The 17,518-nt window shown below is 39.0% G+C and carries 18 protein-coding genes and 2 pseudogenes; 13 read left to right on the forward strand and 7 right to left on the reverse strand.

Annotated features, from left to right (window positions below):
• Positions 1-279: 279 nt before the first annotated feature.
• Positions 280-1,152: a YitT family protein gene (locus Q5C82_RS18480; protein WP_003225269.1), complete on the forward strand. Its 873-nt coding sequence runs from the start codon at positions 280-282 to the stop codon at positions 1,150-1,152.
• 282 nt (positions 1,153-1,434) lie between these two features.
• Here the strand turns inward: Q5C82_RS18480 and Q5C82_RS18485 are convergent.
• Positions 1,435-1,673 (reverse strand): annotated as a pseudogene (locus Q5C82_RS18485) (winged helix-turn-helix transcriptional regulator); the annotation flags it as partial.
• A gap of 249 nt (positions 1,674-1,922) precedes the next feature.
• Between Q5C82_RS18485 and Q5C82_RS18490 the strand changes: the two are divergent.
• The 4 genes from Q5C82_RS18490 (at position 1,923) to Q5C82_RS18505 (ending at position 4,985) form a co-directional block, all read left to right on the forward strand.
• Positions 1,923-2,237, forward strand: coding sequence for a metalloregulator ArsR/SmtB family transcription factor (locus Q5C82_RS18490; RefSeq protein ID WP_032727362.1), 315 nt, complete (start codon positions 1,923-1,925; stop codon positions 2,235-2,237).
• A 12-nt stretch (positions 2,238-2,249) separates the two neighbouring features.
• On the forward strand, positions 2,250-3,557 hold the full coding sequence (locus Q5C82_RS18495) for an arsenical efflux pump membrane protein ArsB (protein WP_003225276.1): 1,308 nt from the start codon (positions 2,250-2,252) through the stop codon (positions 3,555-3,557).
• 15 nt (positions 3,558-3,572) lie between these two features.
• Positions 3,573-3,992, forward strand: a complete 420-nt coding sequence (arsC, locus tag Q5C82_RS18500) for an arsenate reductase (thioredoxin) (protein WP_003225278.1) — start codon at positions 3,573-3,575, stop codon at positions 3,990-3,992.
• Between the two features lie 192 nt (positions 3,993-4,184).
• A complete protein-coding gene (locus tag Q5C82_RS18505) occupies positions 4,185-4,985 on the forward strand; it encodes a GNAT family N-acetyltransferase (protein ID WP_003225281.1) in 801 nt (266 codons plus the stop codon).
• A gap of 153 nt (positions 4,986-5,138) precedes the next feature.
• Here the strand turns inward: Q5C82_RS18505 and Q5C82_RS18510 are convergent, their stop codons facing one another.
• Both Q5C82_RS18510 and Q5C82_RS18515 read right to left on the reverse strand, forming a co-directional pair.
• Positions 5,139-5,279 (reverse strand): hypothetical protein, encoded by a 141-nt coding sequence (locus Q5C82_RS18510; RefSeq protein WP_153810505.1) that lies wholly within the window; start codon positions 5,277-5,279, stop codon positions 5,139-5,141.
• A gap of 99 nt (positions 5,280-5,378) precedes the next feature.
• Positions 5,379-6,272 carry a DMT family transporter gene (locus tag Q5C82_RS18515; protein WP_003225285.1) on the reverse strand — a complete coding sequence of 298 codons (894 nt, stop codon included), beginning with the start codon at positions 6,270-6,272 and terminating at the stop codon, positions 5,379-5,381.
• Positions 6,273-6,405: 133 nt separating this feature from the next.
• On the opposite strand from Q5C82_RS18515, the gene Q5C82_RS18520 reads away from it, so the two are divergent.
• Positions 6,406-7,854, forward strand: coding sequence for a PLP-dependent aminotransferase family protein (locus tag Q5C82_RS18520; protein ID WP_003225287.1), 1,449 nt, complete (start codon positions 6,406-6,408; stop codon positions 7,852-7,854).
• Positions 7,855-7,966: 112 nt separating this feature from the next.
• Here Q5C82_RS18520 and Q5C82_RS18525 read toward each other — a convergent pair whose 3' ends face one another.
• Positions 7,967-8,590: a flavin reductase family protein gene (locus tag Q5C82_RS18525; protein WP_003225288.1), complete on the reverse strand. Its 624-nt coding sequence runs from the start codon at positions 8,588-8,590 to the stop codon at positions 7,967-7,969.
• A gap of 89 nt (positions 8,591-8,679) precedes the next feature.
• Here Q5C82_RS18525 and Q5C82_RS18530 point away from each other — a divergent pair, with 89 nt between their 5' ends.
• A complete protein-coding gene (locus Q5C82_RS18530; protein WP_003225291.1) occupies positions 8,680-9,360 on the forward strand; it encodes a helix-turn-helix transcriptional regulator in 681 nt (226 codons plus the stop codon).
• A gap of 64 nt (positions 9,361-9,424) precedes the next feature.
• On the opposite strand, the gene Q5C82_RS18535 is transcribed toward Q5C82_RS18530, so the two are convergent.
• The 3 genes from Q5C82_RS18535 to Q5C82_RS18545 all read right to left on the reverse strand — a co-directional run bounded on the left by Q5C82_RS18535 (position 9,425) and on the right by Q5C82_RS18545 (position 10,300).
• Positions 9,425-9,868: a carboxymuconolactone decarboxylase family protein gene (locus Q5C82_RS18535; protein WP_003225293.1), complete on the reverse strand. Its 444-nt coding sequence runs from the start codon at positions 9,866-9,868 to the stop codon at positions 9,425-9,427.
• Positions 9,869-9,956: 88 nt separating this feature from the next.
• Positions 9,957-10,133: a hypothetical protein gene (locus Q5C82_RS18540; RefSeq protein WP_072565799.1), complete on the reverse strand. Its 177-nt coding sequence runs from the start codon at positions 10,131-10,133 to the stop codon at positions 9,957-9,959.
• On the reverse strand, positions 10,130-10,300 hold the full coding sequence (locus tag Q5C82_RS18545) for a hypothetical protein (RefSeq protein WP_003225298.1): 171 nt from the start codon (positions 10,298-10,300) through the stop codon (positions 10,130-10,132). Before Q5C82_RS18545 ends, Q5C82_RS18540 begins: the two co-directional genes overlap by 4 nt.
• Before the next feature lie 270 nt (positions 10,301-10,570).
• Between Q5C82_RS18545 and Q5C82_RS18550 the strand changes: the two genes are divergently transcribed.
• From Q5C82_RS18550 to brnQ, 6 genes and pseudogenes are all read left to right on the forward strand, one after another.
• The gene (locus Q5C82_RS18550; RefSeq protein ID WP_003225300.1) at positions 10,571-11,794 is read left to right on the forward strand and encodes a sensor histidine kinase; all 1,224 of its coding nucleotides are present in this window, start codon (positions 10,571-10,573) and stop codon (positions 11,792-11,794) included.
• On the forward strand, positions 11,787-12,428 hold the full coding sequence (locus Q5C82_RS18555) for a response regulator transcription factor (RefSeq protein WP_003225302.1): 642 nt from the start codon (positions 11,787-11,789) through the stop codon (positions 12,426-12,428). The genes Q5C82_RS18550 and Q5C82_RS18555 overlap by 8 nt, the downstream gene beginning before the upstream one ends.
• Positions 12,429-12,542: 114 nt before the next feature.
• Positions 12,543-14,714 carry an MMPL family transporter gene (locus tag Q5C82_RS18560; protein WP_003225304.1) on the forward strand — a complete coding sequence of 724 codons (2,172 nt, stop codon included), beginning with the start codon at positions 12,543-12,545 and terminating at the stop codon, positions 14,712-14,714.
• 124 nt (positions 14,715-14,838) lie between these two features.
• Positions 14,839-15,159, forward strand: coding sequence for a 5'-nucleosidase (locus tag Q5C82_RS18565; protein ID WP_003225306.1), 321 nt, complete (start codon positions 14,839-14,841; stop codon positions 15,157-15,159).
• Between the two features lie 322 nt (positions 15,160-15,481).
• Positions 15,482-15,711: pseudogene (locus tag Q5C82_RS18570) on the forward strand (branched-chain amino acid transporter AzlC); the annotation flags it as partial.
• Positions 15,712-16,061: 350 nt separating this feature from the next.
• Positions 16,062-17,384, forward strand: a complete 1,323-nt coding sequence (brnQ, locus tag Q5C82_RS18575) for a branched-chain amino acid transport system II carrier protein (protein WP_003225310.1) — start codon at positions 16,062-16,064, stop codon at positions 17,382-17,384.
• Positions 17,385-17,518: the final 134 nt, after the last annotated feature.

A 17,518-nucleotide genomic window follows, 5' to 3' on the forward strand; every position in this document is an offset into this window, starting at 1 on the left:
TTGCTGAAGAGGCCTTTTATTTGCCCGCCATGCTGAATTCAAAGAGGTGGTATAAAACATAGATATCTCAGGTACATGCTGAATGTTCTAAGTCATAAAAGGTTACCTTATCTTTAGGATCTGTTATTCTGCGGTGTATGCAGGATAAAAGTGGTGTCGGGAGCAAGCCTGCTTCAAAAATACCTGATTCATCCTTCTAAATAAAAGCATGTCTTTAGCAGAAAAAATCTATTATGGTATAGTTAAATATAACGAAATATTTAAGAAATGAGGAATGGCATGAATAGAATCGAAAAACATAAGAAATTTAAAGTGAAAAAGATACTGCAAGTCATCATGGTCATTATCGGAGGAATTATAGCGGCATATGGATTAGAAACAGTTTTGATTCCGAACAGTGTCTCTGATGGAGGGGTGACAGGCCTCAGCATTGTTGGTTCACAGCTATTCAATTTGCCGTTGGGGATTCTTATTGCTGTTATTAACATTCCGTTTGTTTGGTTAGGATATAAGCAAATTGGAACAAGCTTTGCGTTGTTATCAATTATCGGAATCATATCACTCGCCGCGGGGACAAGCTTTTTCCACCACACACCCGCTATTATAGAGGGAGATACCTTGTTAATCACCGTTGTTGGCGGGATTATCCTTGGATTCGGAATGGGGCTGGCGCTGCGTAATGGCGGCGCATTAGATGGAATTGATATGCTTGCTGTGCTGCTATCCCGAAAACTGCCATTCGGAACGAGCGATCTCATTTTATTCTTAAACCTTTTTGTGTTTATTTTTGTTTCCACTGTATTTGGCTTACAAGGGGCATTGCTTTCAGTTATTGCTTACTACATTGCATCCAAAATGATTCATGTCGTTGAGGAAGGCTTAAGCGGTTCTAAAACCTTTCAAATTATTACCGCCGAACCTCAATTAATGGTAGAGACCATACGTGATCAATTAGGGCGAAGCGCCACATATAAAGACGCTTACGGGGGGTTTTCCCACGAGAAGTTTAAAGAAATCACATGTGTCATCAACCGCTTAGAAGAAACCAAACTAAAGGAAATCATTAATGATATTGATAAAACAGCCTTTGTCACCGTATATGACGTAGCTGAAGTGAAGGGCAGCAATTTTAGAAAACTTAATAATCATTAGAAAAAAATGACCTTTTAACGGTAGCTCTCTTTGCCACCATATGGTTAGAACATGCCGCTAGTGATATAATCAAAACGTTTTGATTGAGGTCTTGCGCGTGATAATTGGTGAGGGTCTCAATCATAGAAGGTACCAAGGGTTTTGATGCCCTTGGTATTTTTTTATATTGCTGAATTTAGATTTCTTCTTCAGCTTTACGTGTTGTTTCCATTTTATTGATTCTGTCTCTGTCCTTTTCTTCTCAGTTCTTCATGTTCTTCCATACACGGTTAAAGAGTATTACACTTTTGGAGGGACCTACCTGTTTATAAACCTCGTGGTGAATCACGCTATCTCGTTCCAATTCCCTTAATTGTAAAGCAAGCATACGTTGGGTAATTTTAGGATATAATCTTCAAATTCAATAAACCTCTTTTACCGTCAATGAGATGATAAAGGAGAATGCCTTTCCACTTACCCCCGATGTTATCTAATGTTGTCTCAACGGGGCATCCTTCAAAGTCTTCCAAAGAATAATCAATACCAAGTTTTCGATTTCTCAAGCTGTTCACTCCTATTTATTTGATGTTCCTCATATAAACGATTGATTATATAAATGAAAACTTATATAATACGGTGTAACAAAATCTAAAGATTCACTTGTTTTGGCGCTATGGTGGCGTGGGCAGTGACACAGGTTTTTGTTTTTGGCCCATATATAATGATTTGATATATATTCATTTGAAGGAGGAGTTCATTTGGCTGTTGATACAAAAATAGGAGTTGCAGCGATGACCCACTGTTTAAAAACACTTAGTGATCAAACAAGGCTTATGATGATGAAATTATTTCTTGAAAAAGAGTATTGTGTCTGTCAATTGGTTGATATGTTTGAAATGAGTCAGCCTGCCATAAGCCAGCATTTGCGAAAATTAAAAAATGCGGGTTTTGTAAATGAGGATAGAAGAGGGCAATGGCGCTATTATTCAATAAATAGTTCATGTCCTGAGTTTGATACATTGCAATTTCTTTTACTTCAAATCGATCAGGAGGACGAATTGTTAAAGCACATCAAACAAAAGGAAACACAATCGTCTTGCCAGTAAGGAGGTATTAGATTGACTTCAGTCATTTTGGCGGTATTGATATTTTTAGTAACTTTGGTCTTGGTCATATGGCAGCCGAGAAACTTGTCTATAGGGTGGTCAGCCTGTGGAGGAGCTGTTTTAGCTCTAATAGCCGGAGTTGTCAATTTTCATGATGTCTTAACTGTGACAGGGATTGTTTGGAATGCGACATTGGCATTTGTGGCAATTATTATTATCTCGTTAATCCTTGATAACATCGGTTTCTTTGAATGGGCAGCGCTTCATATGGCTAAGGCTGCAAAAGGAAACGGTGTGCGGATGTTCGTTTATGTATCTATATTAGGAGCTATCGTCGCTGCATTATTTGCAAATGACGGTGCAGCTCTTATATTGACACCGATTGTATTAGCGATGGTCAGAGCATTACATTTCAATGAAAAATTAGTTTTTCCTTTTATCATTGCCAGTGGGTTTATTGCAGATACGACTTCGCTTCCATTAGTCGTAAGCAATTTGGTCAACATCGTCTCAGCAGATTATTTTCATATTACGTTTATTGAATATGCATCCAGAATGATTGTCCCGAACTTGTTCTCGTTATTGGCGAGTATCATTGTACTTTACCTTTTCTTTAGAAAAAGCATACCAAAACGTTATGATCTGACGGAGGTTAAAAAACCTGTTGAAGCAATAAAAGATCAAAACATGTTCAAGCTATCATGGTACATCTTGGGGCTGCTGTTAGTTGGATATTTTGCCAGTGAATTTTTCTCTATTCCTGTATCAGTTGTAGCGGGTATCATTGCCATCTTTTTCTTAATTGCTGCACAAAAGAGCCCAGCCGTTCAGACAAAGAAAGTACTGAAAGGTGCGCCGTGGGCTATCGTTTTCTTTTCAATTGGCATGTACGTTGTTGTGTACGGTGTCCGTAATGCTGGATTGACAGATGTCCTTTCAGATGTGATTCAAGCCGTCTCTGACCAAGGGGTGTTCGCAGGTACAATTGGAATGGGCTTTATCGCGGCGATTCTTTCTTCCATTATGAATAACATGCCGACTGTCATGATTGATGCACTGGCTATTGCCGGCACAGATACACATGGGATGATGAGAGAAGCGCTCATATATGCAAATGTCATCGGTTCAGATTTAGGACCTAAAATCACGCCGATTGGTTCCTTGGCGACACTATTATGGCTCCATGTCCTTTCACAAAAAGGTGTGAAGATTTCCTGGGGCACGTATTTTAAAACAGGAATCATTCTGACAATCCCAACTTTATTTATTACACTTGTCGGCCTGTATCTTTGGCTGATGATCATCCATTCATGTTTCTAAAAGGAGAAGATAAATATGTCAAAGAAAACAATCTACTTTTTATGCACTGGAAACTCTTGCCGCAGTCAAATGGCTGAAGGGTGGGGGAAAGAATACCTTGGTGACAAGTGGAACGTGTACAGCGCAGGAATCGAGGCTCATGGATTAAACCCTAATGCTGTCAAAGCAATGAAAGAAGCGGGGATTGATATTTCCAATCAAACTTCAGATATCATTGATCCGAACATTTTAAACAATGCTGATTTAGTTATTACTCTCTGTGGTGATGCAGCTGACAAATGCCCAATGACGCCGCCGCATGTAAAACGCGAGCACTGGGGATTTGATGATCCGGCAAAAGCACAAGGAACAGAAGAAGAAAAATGGGCATTTTTCCAAAGAGTGCGTGATGAAATTGGAGACCGCTTAAAACAGTTTGCTGAAACTGGTGAGTAAAAAATAGATATACTCAGCTTTTCCTTTGTTTATATAAATGTGTTGTTCAACAGGTGTCTGCGGGCTAAGTGCAGACACCTGTTTTTTTGGTTTAACTTGTCTGTGAATCCGTGAGCTGTCCGAAAGCGAAGTTATTTAGCTTGTGGCAGAGGGAAATTGATGTTGTTAACAGAATCATGAAGGAGATGCTGTTTGAAAGGAGTTGTCAATTTGCAGGAGTTAACAAAAGAAAAATATAACGGCTTAAAAACATTGATTGATGAAACATTTTGCCCAACATTTGTCTATTCAATATTAGAACAAACCATTCCGGGAGTTGTTTATGTAGATGACCAAACATTCCCTAGATCGTTTTTTATAGGGACTGAATCAGGAATTTATTTTATTGCAGGAGACCAAGGGAATCGAGCTTTTAATGATTTCATTGCAGGATATTATGAAGAACAAGCGAAATCCACAAAAAGATTTACCCTGTTTTCTTCTAACGATATATGGGATAGAGTCATGAAAACAATTCTGAAAGACGAATTGAATCAAATGAAAAGAGTCGCATTTTCTTTTCAGCAAAAGTCGTCTATAACGGAATTACAACTTCCAAAGGGGTTTGTATTAAAAAGGATAGACGAAGACATCATCTTAAACAGCACGGAGTTTAACAAAGCATATTACGAGGAGTATTGGGATTCTGTCTCATATTTTTCATCAAAAGGTTTTGGGTTTGCCATATTACATGGCAATCATGTTGTGAGTGAGTGTACTTCTATATTTTTAGGACATCATCGTGCGGAAATGGATATCTATACACTTGAAGAATATAGAGGTATGGGTTTAGCTTATTGCGTAGCGAGCGAATTTATAGAATATTGTCTGAAGAACGGGATTATTCCTAGCTGGGATTGTGATGTTTGCAACAATTCGTCCATTACACTAGCAGCTAAATTAGGTTTTAAGAAAATAATTGAATACTCTATTTTTTATTCTGGGAAATCGTAAAAACATTGATCTAAAAAAAAGAGAGAAGAGATAAGAACTCTTCTCAATTCTGAGTAAGCGGTTATGAAAACTTTTATTTTAAGACTCTAGATTTAATTGCTGGCGAAGTTTTTTCGAAAAGTCCTTTCTCGTTTTATTAGTGACAACATGATGCTATATGTGATCTGTTTTTTTATCCTCACCTTTTATTTCGATCTGTTTCACATGTTGAACGGCTTCTTTATAAGAACGTTGAATATCGATCACATTGTCCAGTGTTACGTTCGTTACATATTTTTTTAATGCTGACAACATTCCTTTCTCGTTTTTTAATGATTTTCATTGAATCATTTCATTAATGATTTCATGCTCAAAGAAGATACCAAATGATGTCGGTGTCTTTTTTATTTGTGTCTAAGAGCGTTTCCATACCAATTCCATGTTATTTGATTTTAAATAGGTGAAACACACCCCGCCGACTGTAACCACTCCGCCTAGCAGAGAAATAAATGCGGGTATTTCACCTATCCACAACCAAGACATAAGCAAGGCTAAAGCTGGTGTTGCATAAAGTGAAAGGGTTGCTTCTGAAGTGCCGACAAGTGAAGTGACATATGCAAGGGCAAAGTAAGGCACAACTGTTGGCAGCAAACCTAAATAAACAATAGACAATGTTGAGTTCATGGAAGCGTTTATCATCTCTTCGCCTAAGCCTGGCAGAAACACAAGCATAGGTATTGTTCCGCCCCAAATTGAAAATGTAACGAATCGAATAAAACCATACTTTTTTATATAGTGGGGTTGAAAAACGAAATAAATACTCTCCGAAAAAGCTGCCAGCAGGATGAACAAAATACCTTTCATTGAATATGTATAGTCTCCTGCCCCAAATGCAATCAATGATACACCTAATAAACTGATCATAGAGCCAATCCATTTGGCAAATCCAAAATTCCCTCTAAAAAATAGGCGGGATAACATGGCGGAAAAGATCGGTGCTGTGGTGACGAGTAAGCTTGCAACTCCAGCACTAACTGTTTTTTCACCGATATTCAGCAAAATGTGATAGAGTGCAAAACCTAAAAAACCTAAAAGAAAAATGGCAGGTATGTCTTTTATGTCAGGCAAGCGCATCTTAGTCAAAACAGCAAAAAGCAATAATGCCATAGAGCCGATTAACAAACGAAATAAAGCAAGGTGTTCTGGTGTGTAACCTTCCAGGCCTGCGCGAATTCCCGGAAAAGCTGATGCCCACAAACCGATCATCAGACTGTTAGATATGATCATTTGAACTGTTTTCTTTCGCATATTCCTCACTCCTCTTTACAAAAACCAACCAGTTAATTAATGTGTTTCTATACTAATAAAGATTTGGTGATATGACTTCAACCAGTTAAACGAATTTTGACCCAACCAATTTAGTTGTGAGGAGACTGCTTTCATGAGCTTTACAGAAGAAATCAAGATGAAAAAGCTTCCTAAGTACAGACAAATCGTTCATTTTATTAAGGAGAAAATAGGAAATGGAGAGTGGCCGATTGGAAGCCAGATTCCAAGCCAGCGCACGCTTGCAAAAGACTTTCAGGTAAATCGAAGCACAGTGATTACAGCCTTAGAGGAATTAATGGCAGATGGGTTAATAGAAGGCAGAATGGGGAAAGGCACAGTTGTTATTAACAATACATGGACACTATTGGCTAAAAATTCTGCCCCTAATTGGGATCAATATGTAACCTCTGGCATTCAGCAGCCTAGCCAAAAAATCGTGCAAGAGATAAACCAATCAGAATCAAATACGGATCTTATACAGCTCAGTAAAGGCGAGCTTTCAACTGAGATTTTTCCTTTAACTGCTATGAAAGAGATGATGGGCAAGGTATCTCAAAACATGGAAGCATTCGGATATGAGGAACCAAAAGGATATCTTCCGTTGAGAGAGGCATTAAGCAACTACTTAAGAACCTTTGGAATCAATGCCTCATCTTCTTCCATTCTAATTGTTTCGGGAGCATTGCAAGCCCTGCAGCTGATATCGATGGGGCTTTTGCAAAGAGGATCAACTGTTTATCTTGATCAGCCATCTTATCTTTATTCATTACACGTATTTCAATCTGCTGGTATGAAACTGACTGGGCTTCCTATGGATAATGAGGGACTTTTGCCGGGAAATCTTCATATGACAAGAGGGGAACGGGGAAGGGTTATATTATATACAAATCCTTGTTTTCATAATCCGACCGGTATTTTAATGTCGCAAAAGCGGAGGGAAGAAATCCTTGCAGCTAGTGAGAACACACAGCTTCCCATTATTGAAGATGACATTTATCGTGAGTTATGGATAGATGAAATTCCGCCATGTCCTATTAAAACAATAGATAAAAATGGGCATGTGTTATACATAGGCAGTTTATCGAAAACATTAAGCCCGGGCTTGAGGATTGGATGGATAGTCGGACCGGAACCGGTGATTGAACGTTTATCTGACATTAAAATGCAAACAGATTACGGATCCAGTTCGTTATCCCAGAGAGTAGCGGCAGAGTGGTTTACATCCGGCCAATACCAGCAGCATTTAGAAAAGGTTAGACAGCAATTAAAGGTGAGAAGAGAATTGGCCTTGAGTGCATTAGAAACCCATTTGAAGGATGTTGCGACATGGAACATGCCAAAGGGAGGTTTCTTTGTCTGGATAAAAATATTGCCTTCAATATCAATGAAATCCCTTTATATAAAAGCTTTATCAAAAGGGATTCTTCTCAATCTCGGCAGTATCTATGCTCAGGAAAAAGGGAATTATGTTCGCTTATCATATGCTTATGCATCGCTTGAAGACCTTCAAAAGGGGATTTATGAATTGGGCTTGATTATCAAAGAATTGGCAAGCAGGTAACTATTTATCCCAATAGATCTTGCTAAAAAAAGAGACCAAGGCTAATGACCGCTTGATCTGATAATAACAATGGTTACTGAATAGACCGAGTCATGACTCGGTCTTAAAAGGGTCATGTTTCTGAACGAAAGGTCTTTCCTATTTCTCTGCCTAAACCAAAATAATGTCTAAAATTATAGATTAGCGGACTCCATTTTGAAGGATTTATATGGTTTTCGTTCAATATGATACTCTCCTCGGCGTGAAAATGTAGTGCCTGTGTCTCCACAATCGCAAATGATGGTTCATATTCTGGGAATCGAATATGTTTGACTTCGGCTTCAATTTGGATGGGGCATTCTTTAATGCGTGTTGGTGCAACTGTCTTTGATTGTAAAGGTGTTAAGCCTGCTGATTCGTATTTTTCTTTTTTATATGTAAACCCGAGCTGTTTCTTCAAAGGCGGTATATTCTTTTTTCCGCTATAAGACGAAATTCTTTCAACGTTTTCCCATAATTCCGGGCCAGGCAAGTTTATGACACATTCTTTGTGTCTTTCCAAATTTTCAATGGCTTTTCCTCCTAGACCGACTCCAAGGACAATATAATTTCCAAGAGCCCAAGAAGAAGACATAGGACTGATATTAGTGGTTCCATCCTCATTCAATGTGGTAAGAAGAAATGTAGAGGTACCATAATACATGATGTTTGGTTTGATTTCTTTAAAATGAAGAGTATCTTGTTTTTCAATGTTCAACGTTTATTCCTCCTTGTCATCATTACATTCATATTGTAAAGGTTTAACATTTCAACTATCATCGAAATATGAATGTAAGGAGGAAAATCATGAATCCTAATATCGCAAAAATCTCATCGTTGCTATCTGATCCCTCACGTTCTTCCATTCTTCTCACCCTAATGGATGGAAGGATACACCCTGCGGGAGAGCTTGCACATCTCGCTAACATTAAACCTCAAACCGCAAGTTTTCACCTGAAAAAATTACTTGAAGAAAAGCTGATTAGCGTAGAGAAGCATGGAAGGCATCGGTATTACAGATTGTCTAACTCTGATACTGCACACGTGATTGAACAATTTCTTCGTATTGCGCCTAAAGCCAAAGTCACATCTTTAAAAGATTCAAAAGAGAAAAGTAACTTGCATTTCGCACGCACCTGTTATGATCATCTGGCAGGTTATGTGGGTGTGCAAATGACAAATTCACTAGTTGAGCAGGGAATCATAAAAAAGGTCGATGTAAGCTTTGAGGTAACTTCAGAGGGGTCTTTGTTCTTTTCGAATTTGGGCATCAACGAAGAGCAGCAGCGAAGTAAGAGGAGAGCATTTGCCCGCTGCTGTTTGGATTGGAGTGAGCGGCAGCATCATATTGCAGGGGCGTTAGGAAACGCCTTATTGGTGCGAATGTTAGAAGAAGAATGGATCGTTCGTATGCCGAAAACGAGGGCGATTAGGATTACACAAAGCGGGAAAATCGCATTGGAGAAATACTTCAAAGTGAATATTTAGGGAACTTTTTATTAAGAAAATGAGAAAGAAAGAGTAAGACTCGTTAAAATCCTACTCCTTCTCATTATCTCGAAGTTGCTTGATTCCCCATTGCAATAGAGATGCGATTCCAACTGTTTATTTGATTGATGATGAGAACTAGGTCAACATATTGTTTTTCATCATAATGTTCCCGCACTCGATGATATAGCACATCAGGAACCCTTTTAGATGGAATGAGCGTGATGTGTTCAGATAGTTCGAGCGCTGCTTTCTCTTCAGGTGAATAAAAATCACATTCATTCCAAGCATGTAAACAGTAAATTCGCTGTTCAGTTTCGCCCATTTTGCGGGCATCAGAAGTATGCATATCTAAGCAGAAAGCACAGCCGTTTATTTGAGAAACTCTGATTTTAATTAGCTCTCTCGTCGTTCGGTTAATTGAAGATTGTTTCGTGTATTTCTCCATATCCATCATCATCTTCATACCTTCAGGTGCAACATCATAGTAGGATACTCTTTGACTCATAAGGCAAGACTCCTTTCCTTAAGATACATAAATTGTATCCCGACATTGATCATTTTACCAATGTACAGTTCGTATGGCGTCTATTTCACTATCTTTTGGCAAGAAGCTGCTTTGAATAAAAGTAAGGATAGCCAACAATGATGAGTGGAGCTGCTAATGCAAGGAGTATCCATGAACCTGAGTGACTGTCTCTAATGACTCCAATGAATATACAAGTACCGATGAGAAAATATAAAAAAGCACCTAAAAACCAATACATATTCATTCCTCTTTTTCTTTACACGTTCTCTTTGATTGAGCATTTTTGTTTCTATGCTTGTCTGTTTTTTCGTTCACATTGCTTAATCGATCAAGGCACTGATTTTTTAACACTTTCTCAGTTCGGATTCCTTTTCTTTTTAATGATAAAATGGTGAGATCAATCGATTTCAATGATGATCATTCCTTCAATGAATAGTGAGTTCCTCATTATTTTAAATGTAAATTTGGAAAGATAAAACGTACATAAAGGCAGAATGTTTATGTACGTTTGGGCAATGCTCGTATGTTAGGAGCATCTAATGGTTCACTGCACCTTGGTATTGTTGTGTTCCTTCTCTTCCTATAAAATGATTGGATAAATGTATGTTGCACGTTCAATGAAATGGGTTCGATTTTCATTAGTCTCTGTTCAGTTAAACTGGTAAAGGAAGTGGATAAGGTTTGCAGATAAGGAATCCTATCAAAGAAAAATACTACCCGCATGATAGGCGGGCATTAAATATGCTTGCACTCAGAGTGCCGGGCCTGGCTTTTATTCTCATGATCTATGTTGCCTCTATCGTGCTGCAATTTCTTAATGGGAGCTGGTCCATTTTATTGCTTCATGTGTTTACGGTATTGACCGCCATCTTTGCTTTGATGCATTGGCATTCATATCGCTGGGTTAAGAAAAGGGTGATTCTGTACTTCGCATTACAAGGTTTGATCACTTTTACACTTGCTAATGTCATGTCAGGCTTCTTAGTGCTGATCATCATTGGCCTTTATGCATTTTTGATCGGACAGATTATAGGCATGGCAGACAGAAGAAAGACGTTCCTCATCCTTTATTTATTGCTTCTGCTGTCAATTAATGTACTATACCATATTCACAAAGGTGAATATTTGCATTTTCTTGTCATAGCCGTACCTATTATGATCGTGATTATCACATATGCCGCTACATTTTTTGCCCAAGTCGATGAAAAGATAAAAGCGCAGCTGACTCTTGAAAGGCTGGAGCTGGCTCATCAGCAGGTAGAACAGCTGACACTGCAAAACGAGAGACAGCGTATGGCCCGGGACTTACATGATACGCTTGCTCAAGGGCTTGTCAGTTTAAATATGCAGCTGGATGCGATTCATGTTCATCTCGCCAACGGCAACACAGAGAGAGCAAAAGAAATCATTCAACAATCAATGAAAAGAGTGAGAGGTACATTAGCGGACGCGCGTTCAGCGATTGACGATCTGCGCAGCAAATCAGAAGAAATCGGTTTTTTAAAAGAAAGAATTACTTCACTAATGGATCATTTTCAAGAGTCGACAGGCATGGGCGGTTTTTTAGACTACAGATTACATCAGGTGTTAGACGTTCGTACAGCTGAAAACTTTTATTACATCATTGGAGAATGCATAACGAATGCAGCAAAGCATGCTGAAGCAGAAACGGTCTGGGTATCCATTTGGGATGATGATAAGAGAAGGCTCCATTTAACTGTGAAGGACAATGGCAAAGGATTTGATGTAGAAAAGGGCAAGAAAAAGAGAGGACATTATGGGCTTCTCGGCATAGAAGAACGCGTCAGAGCAATGAAAGGCCAATTCAATATAAAGAGTACAAAATCTAAAGGAACACAAATTGAGATCACTGTACCAATTCAGGGAGAGATGCAAGATGAATAAGGTTTTAATCGTTGATGACCACCTTGTCGTGAGGGAAGGTCTGAAGCTTTTAATTGAAACGAATGATCACTACACCATCATAGGAGAGGCGGAAAATGGCAAAGCAGCAGTCCGCCTTGCAGATGAATTAAAACCGGATATTATTCTGATGGATTTGTATATGCCGGAGATGAGCGGGTTAGAAGCCATTAAACTAATAAAAGAACAACACGACATCCCCATCATTATTTTGACTACGTATAATGAAGATCACTTAATGATCGAAGGAATTGAATTAGGGGCGAAAGGATATCTATTGAAGGACACGAGTTCAGAAACCCTTTTTCACACAATGGATGCAGCAATAAGAGGAAACGTGCTATTGCAGCCTGATATCTTAAAACGTCTGCAAGAAATCCGATTGGAGCAGATGAAGAAGCAGAGCAGTGATACGCAGCTGACAGAAAAGGAAGTCATTGTTCTAAAAGCAATTGCTAAAGGTTTTAAAAGCAAAGCGATCGCCTTTGATTTGGGCGTCTCTGAGAGAACAGTAAAGTCTAGATTAACGTCCATTTATAATAAATTAGGCGCAAATTCAAGAACTGAAGCAGTGACGATTGCCATGCAAAGAGGTATTCTGACATTAGACAAATAACATCAAATTTGAAATTTGCCCAAACGTACATGCCCGAATGTACGTTTTTTTTATTTCATTGTCCACTACAATGAGAAAGAATATGATCAAGCAATGTGTTGAAAGGAGATTATCATGTCAAAAATGTTATATAAATTAGGAGGATGGGTTGCTCACCATCGCATAAAAGTAATATGCGCGTGGATCGTTGTGTTAGTTGCTTCGATAGGCCTTGCAATTACGTTAAAACCAAGTTTTTCTGAGGATATGTCCATACCTGACACACCTTCGGAAAAAGCGATGGATGTCATTCAAAAAGAATTTCCTCACGGCCCTGATAAAGGGAGCATACGGGTGATTTTCGGAGCTGAAGATGGAGAGAAACTTACTGCAGAGTCAGCCAAAAAAGCAATCGAAAATACGCTCAAGGAAATCAATAAAGATGATTCCGTTGACTCGATTGCAAGTCCTTTTGTTACAGGAACAATCGCGAAAGATAGCACAGTTGCCTATGCTGATATCAAGTTTAAATCTTCAGCAGATGATATAAAAGATTACTCTATCAAACACTTAAAAGACAGTTTGAAAATGGCTGATGACGCTGGATTACAAACTGAGCTAAGCGGAGATATACCAGGAGCCGAGATGGAGATAGGCGGAGTGTCTGAAATTGTCGGCATTATCTTGGCCTTTGTCGTTTTAGCCATTACATTCGGCTCCTTGTTAATAGCAGGTTTGCCGATTTTAACTGCGCTAATTGGTTTAGGTGTAAGTATTGGACTGGTGTTGATTGGGACACAAGTATTCGATATTGCTTCCGTCAGTCTATCATTAGCTGGAATGATTGGCCTTGCTGTTGGTATAGATTATGCTTTATTTATTTTTACAAAGCACCGCCAGTTTTTAGGAGAAGGCGCACAAAAAAATGAATCAATTGCGAGAGCTACAGGAACGGCTGGGAGTGCAGTTGTTTTTGCCGGACTTACTGTTATCGTTGCACTTTGCGGATTGACTGTCGTTAACATTCCTTTTATGTCTGCAATGGGGCTGACAGCAGGGCTTAGTGTACTGATGGCTGTTCTCGCTTCAATCACGCTTGTGCCTGCCGTCTTGTCGATAGCGGGAAAAAGGATGGTTCCGAAATCAAACAAGAAAAAAGAAAAACAAAACGCTGAAACAAATGTCTGGGGACGCTTTGTCACAAAAAATCCTATCATGCTAAGTGTATGCAGCATTCTTATATTGCTCGTTATTAGTATCCCATCTATGCATTTGGAGCTGGGCTTGCCCGATGCAGGGATGAAAGCGAAGGATAATCCAGATCGCCGGGCTTATGACTTGCTTGCCGACGGTTTTGGAGAAGGATTTAACGGTCAATTAACAATCGTAGCGGATGCCACAAGTGTGACAGAAAATAAGGCGGAAGCCTTCGCAGATGCAGTGAAAGAAATAAAAGAGCTAGACCATGTATCAAGTGTCACTCCTGCAAGGCCTAATAAAGAAGAGAACTTTGCCATCATTACGGTAGTTCCTACAACAGGTCCAAATGATGTAGCAACGAAGGATTTGGTAAAGGATGTACGCAGCTTGTCAGATAAAAATGGGGTAGATTTGCTCGTTACTGGATCGACTGCAGTGAATATTGATATTTCAGATCGCCTTAATGATGCGATACCGGTGTTTGCTGTACTCATTGTTGGTTTTGCGTTTGTATTGCTGACAATCGTATTCCGTTCGTTGCTTGTGCCTCTTGTTGCTGTTGCAGGATTCATATTGACGATGACAGCCACTCTTGGAATCTGTGTATTTGTTTTACAAGACGGGAATCTCATCGACTTTTTCAAAATACCTGAAAAAGGGCCGATACTCGCGTTCCTGCCGATTTTATCTATTGGGATACTGTTTGGATTAGCCATGGATTATCAAGTATTCCTTGTAAGCAGAATGCGTGAAGAATATGTGAAAACAAAGAATCCAGTACAAGCGATTCAAGCTGGATTAAAACACAGCGGTCCTGTTGTCACGGCAGCCGGCCTGATCATGATATTCGTTTTTGCAGGATTTATCTTTGCTGGTGAAGCTTCTATCAAAGCCAACGGGTTGGCTCTTTCCTTTGGTGTGCTCTTTGATGCATTTATTGTACGAATGACACTGATTCCAAGTGTCATGAAGCTGATGGGGAATGCAGCCTGGTATTTGCCAAAATGGCTAGACAAGATCATTCCGAATGTGGACATAGAAGGGCACCAACTCACGAAAGAAATACAGCCAGAAATAGATCATGAACAAAAGAAACAAATCATGTAATAGAAAAAGCAGATCTTTTATGATCTGCTTTTTTGTTTAACGTTTATTCCCTGATCATGCTGTAGGCGCTTCTATTGCCTTTCAATGTGATAGTATTTAGAAGGTGAAGCCGGCAGTTAAAAAGATGTTCAGTTATTTTAAAAACAACAATTATTCAATTCTTATAGCGAGTAATGGCTTAATAGAATATCAAAAAGCAATTGCGAGTTTTTATCAATTGGACAGGTGGGTAACTGAAATATTTAGTATTCAACAAATACATACCCTGAATAAAAGTGATTTCATTAATACTATTTTGCAAAAATACATCATTCAACATGCAGCAGTTGTCGGAGACCGTCTATCTGACATAAATGCGGCTAAAGATAATGGCTTGCTGGCAATCGGATGCTATTTTGATTTTGCAAAGGAAGAGGCCCAAGCTGACTTTGTCACACATAATTAATTGAGCTGAAAACATTGTTGCCTGAGCTGATATAGAGACGGATTCTAAGCGAAAAGGCACCAGTGAATTTGCTGCTTTTGGAAAATAATCATTTATAGCCATTCATATGGATTACAAACAAACATACCAAACGGTTTGGTATGTTTTTGGGTTACAGCATTCATTTTAATATCTAATAACACTTAGCGGTCCAAACTAGCCTAGATAATGTTATTCTTTACTATCTAATGATTCTGTTGAAGAAAGCATAACACTCATATATGGTTCTCTATTTTATTATACAAAGGATCATTGTCATCCTTACAATGATCTTGTTTTTTGTATGGATTTTGTATGGTACATTAAATATGTTGCTCAAAGGTGTGAAGATCAAAAATGGGCTGTATTTCGTTCGGCCTTCCGATATACGATTCCGATTTAGGCAGGTGGATTGCTTATGGAATCTTTATGCATGACATAGGAATTCATGCAATTTATCCGAGCATCATGAGTTTCATCATTTTTACGGGATCAATGGAGTTTGTAGCCGCTCATTTTTTGCGAGGTGGTTTTGCAGAATTAAAGCTTGGGAGTCTAATTCATATGGTTCATGCACATGAAAAAAATGCTGTCTCGGCGACAATCCAGTTTTTTCAGCCGGCTAAACCAGTTGGTCGGATCATCGCCCATGCGACAGAGATCAAACGCAGCTATCGCCTTGGATTCTATTGAATCGACATCTTACATGGTCAAAGTGAGATAACAGCCATGGATGCAGTGTCTATTCGAAAGGATCATGATAAAAATATGTAAGACTGATACAAGTTTATGATTTTAGAATCAACGCCGTGCCAATGCAAATAGCAGCTGCAATGTTTGCTGGTCAATTAAAAAAAGTATTTACGGTAATCGGAGGATTTATCATGTCAAAGAAAGTTTCTTCTTCCTATGTCATCATTATAGGATTAATGCTATTTGCATTGTTTTTTGGAGCAGGAAATCTCATTTTCCCGCCTATGCTTGGTCAAATGGCTGGAACAAATGTATGGATCGCAAATGCTGGCTTCTTAGTGACAGGAGTTGGCTTGCCATTGCTGGCAATGACAGCATTTGTTTTTTCAGGTAAACATAATTTACAATCGCTAGCCAGCCGTGTGCATCCGGTGTTTGGAATTGTGTTTACGACGATTCTCTATCTGGCAATCGGGCCTTTTTTCGCAATCCCGAGATCCGGGAACGTATCGTTTGAAATTGGAGTGAAACCTTTTTTATCAGATGATGCAGGCCCTGTTCCATTAATCATATTTACAATTTTATTTTTCACGGTTGCATGTCTGTTATCACTCAACCCTACAAAAATCATTGATGTAGTCGGAAAATTTTTAACGCCAATTAAATTGACATTTATCGGATTGCTTGTAGTGATAGCTGTTGCCCATCCAATCGGAACAATTCAAGCACCATCAAAAGGGTATACATCACATGTGTTTTTTAAAGGCTTTCAGGAAGGATATCTGACTCTGGATGCCCTTGTAGCGTTTGTTTTTGGAATCATCATTGTGAATGCAATTAAAGAACAAGGTGCTGCCACCAAAAAACAGCTGGTGATGATATGTGCAAAAGCAACTGCGATTGCTGCGACACTCTTAGCCCTTATCTATACTGCCCTTTCATATATGGGGGCCTCCAGCGTTGAAAAGCTGGGGCTTTTAGAAAATGGAGCCGAGGTTTTGGCTAAGGTTTCATCCTATTATTTTGGATCCTATGGTTCCATCTTTTTGGGCTTAATGATTACAGTAGCATGTCTGACAACAAGTGTTGGACTGATCACAGCGTGCTCTTCCTTTTTTCATGAATTATTTCCGAACATTTCGTATAAAAAAATTGCTGTGATTTTAGCGGTGTTTAGTACGCTTGTCGCAAATATAGGGTTAACACAGCTCATTAAAGTGTCAATGCCTGTCTTAATGACGATGTATCCAATCGCGATTTCCTTAATCTTTTTAACGTTTTTACATACCGTATTTAAAGGGAAGGCTGAAGTGTATCAGGGCAGTTTACTGTTCACGTTTATCATTAGCCTATTTGACGGTTTGAATGAAGCTGGGGTAAAAATTGAAGTCGTGAATCGCGTTTTCACTCAGATTCTTCCTATGTACAGCATAGGGCTCGGATGGTTCATTCCAGCTATTATAGGGGGATTAGGCGGCTATATACTGAGTATGTTCCGAACAAAAAAATCGTGATAAGCGCTGTTATAAAACGAATAAAGGATTAACAGCGCCACTCATCTTCATAGATATGTTGATTTCCCTGGTCAGGGTACTAAAAGTTGAACAATCACTCAGATGTGCAGGTGGAATAAAGCTTTTGTCCGCCT

Origin of the sequence: uncultured Bacillus sp. (genome assembly GCF_958411575.1) — a bacterium.
GTDB classification, from domain to species: Bacteria; Bacillota; Bacilli; order Bacillales; family Bacillaceae; genus Bacillus; species Bacillus spizizenii.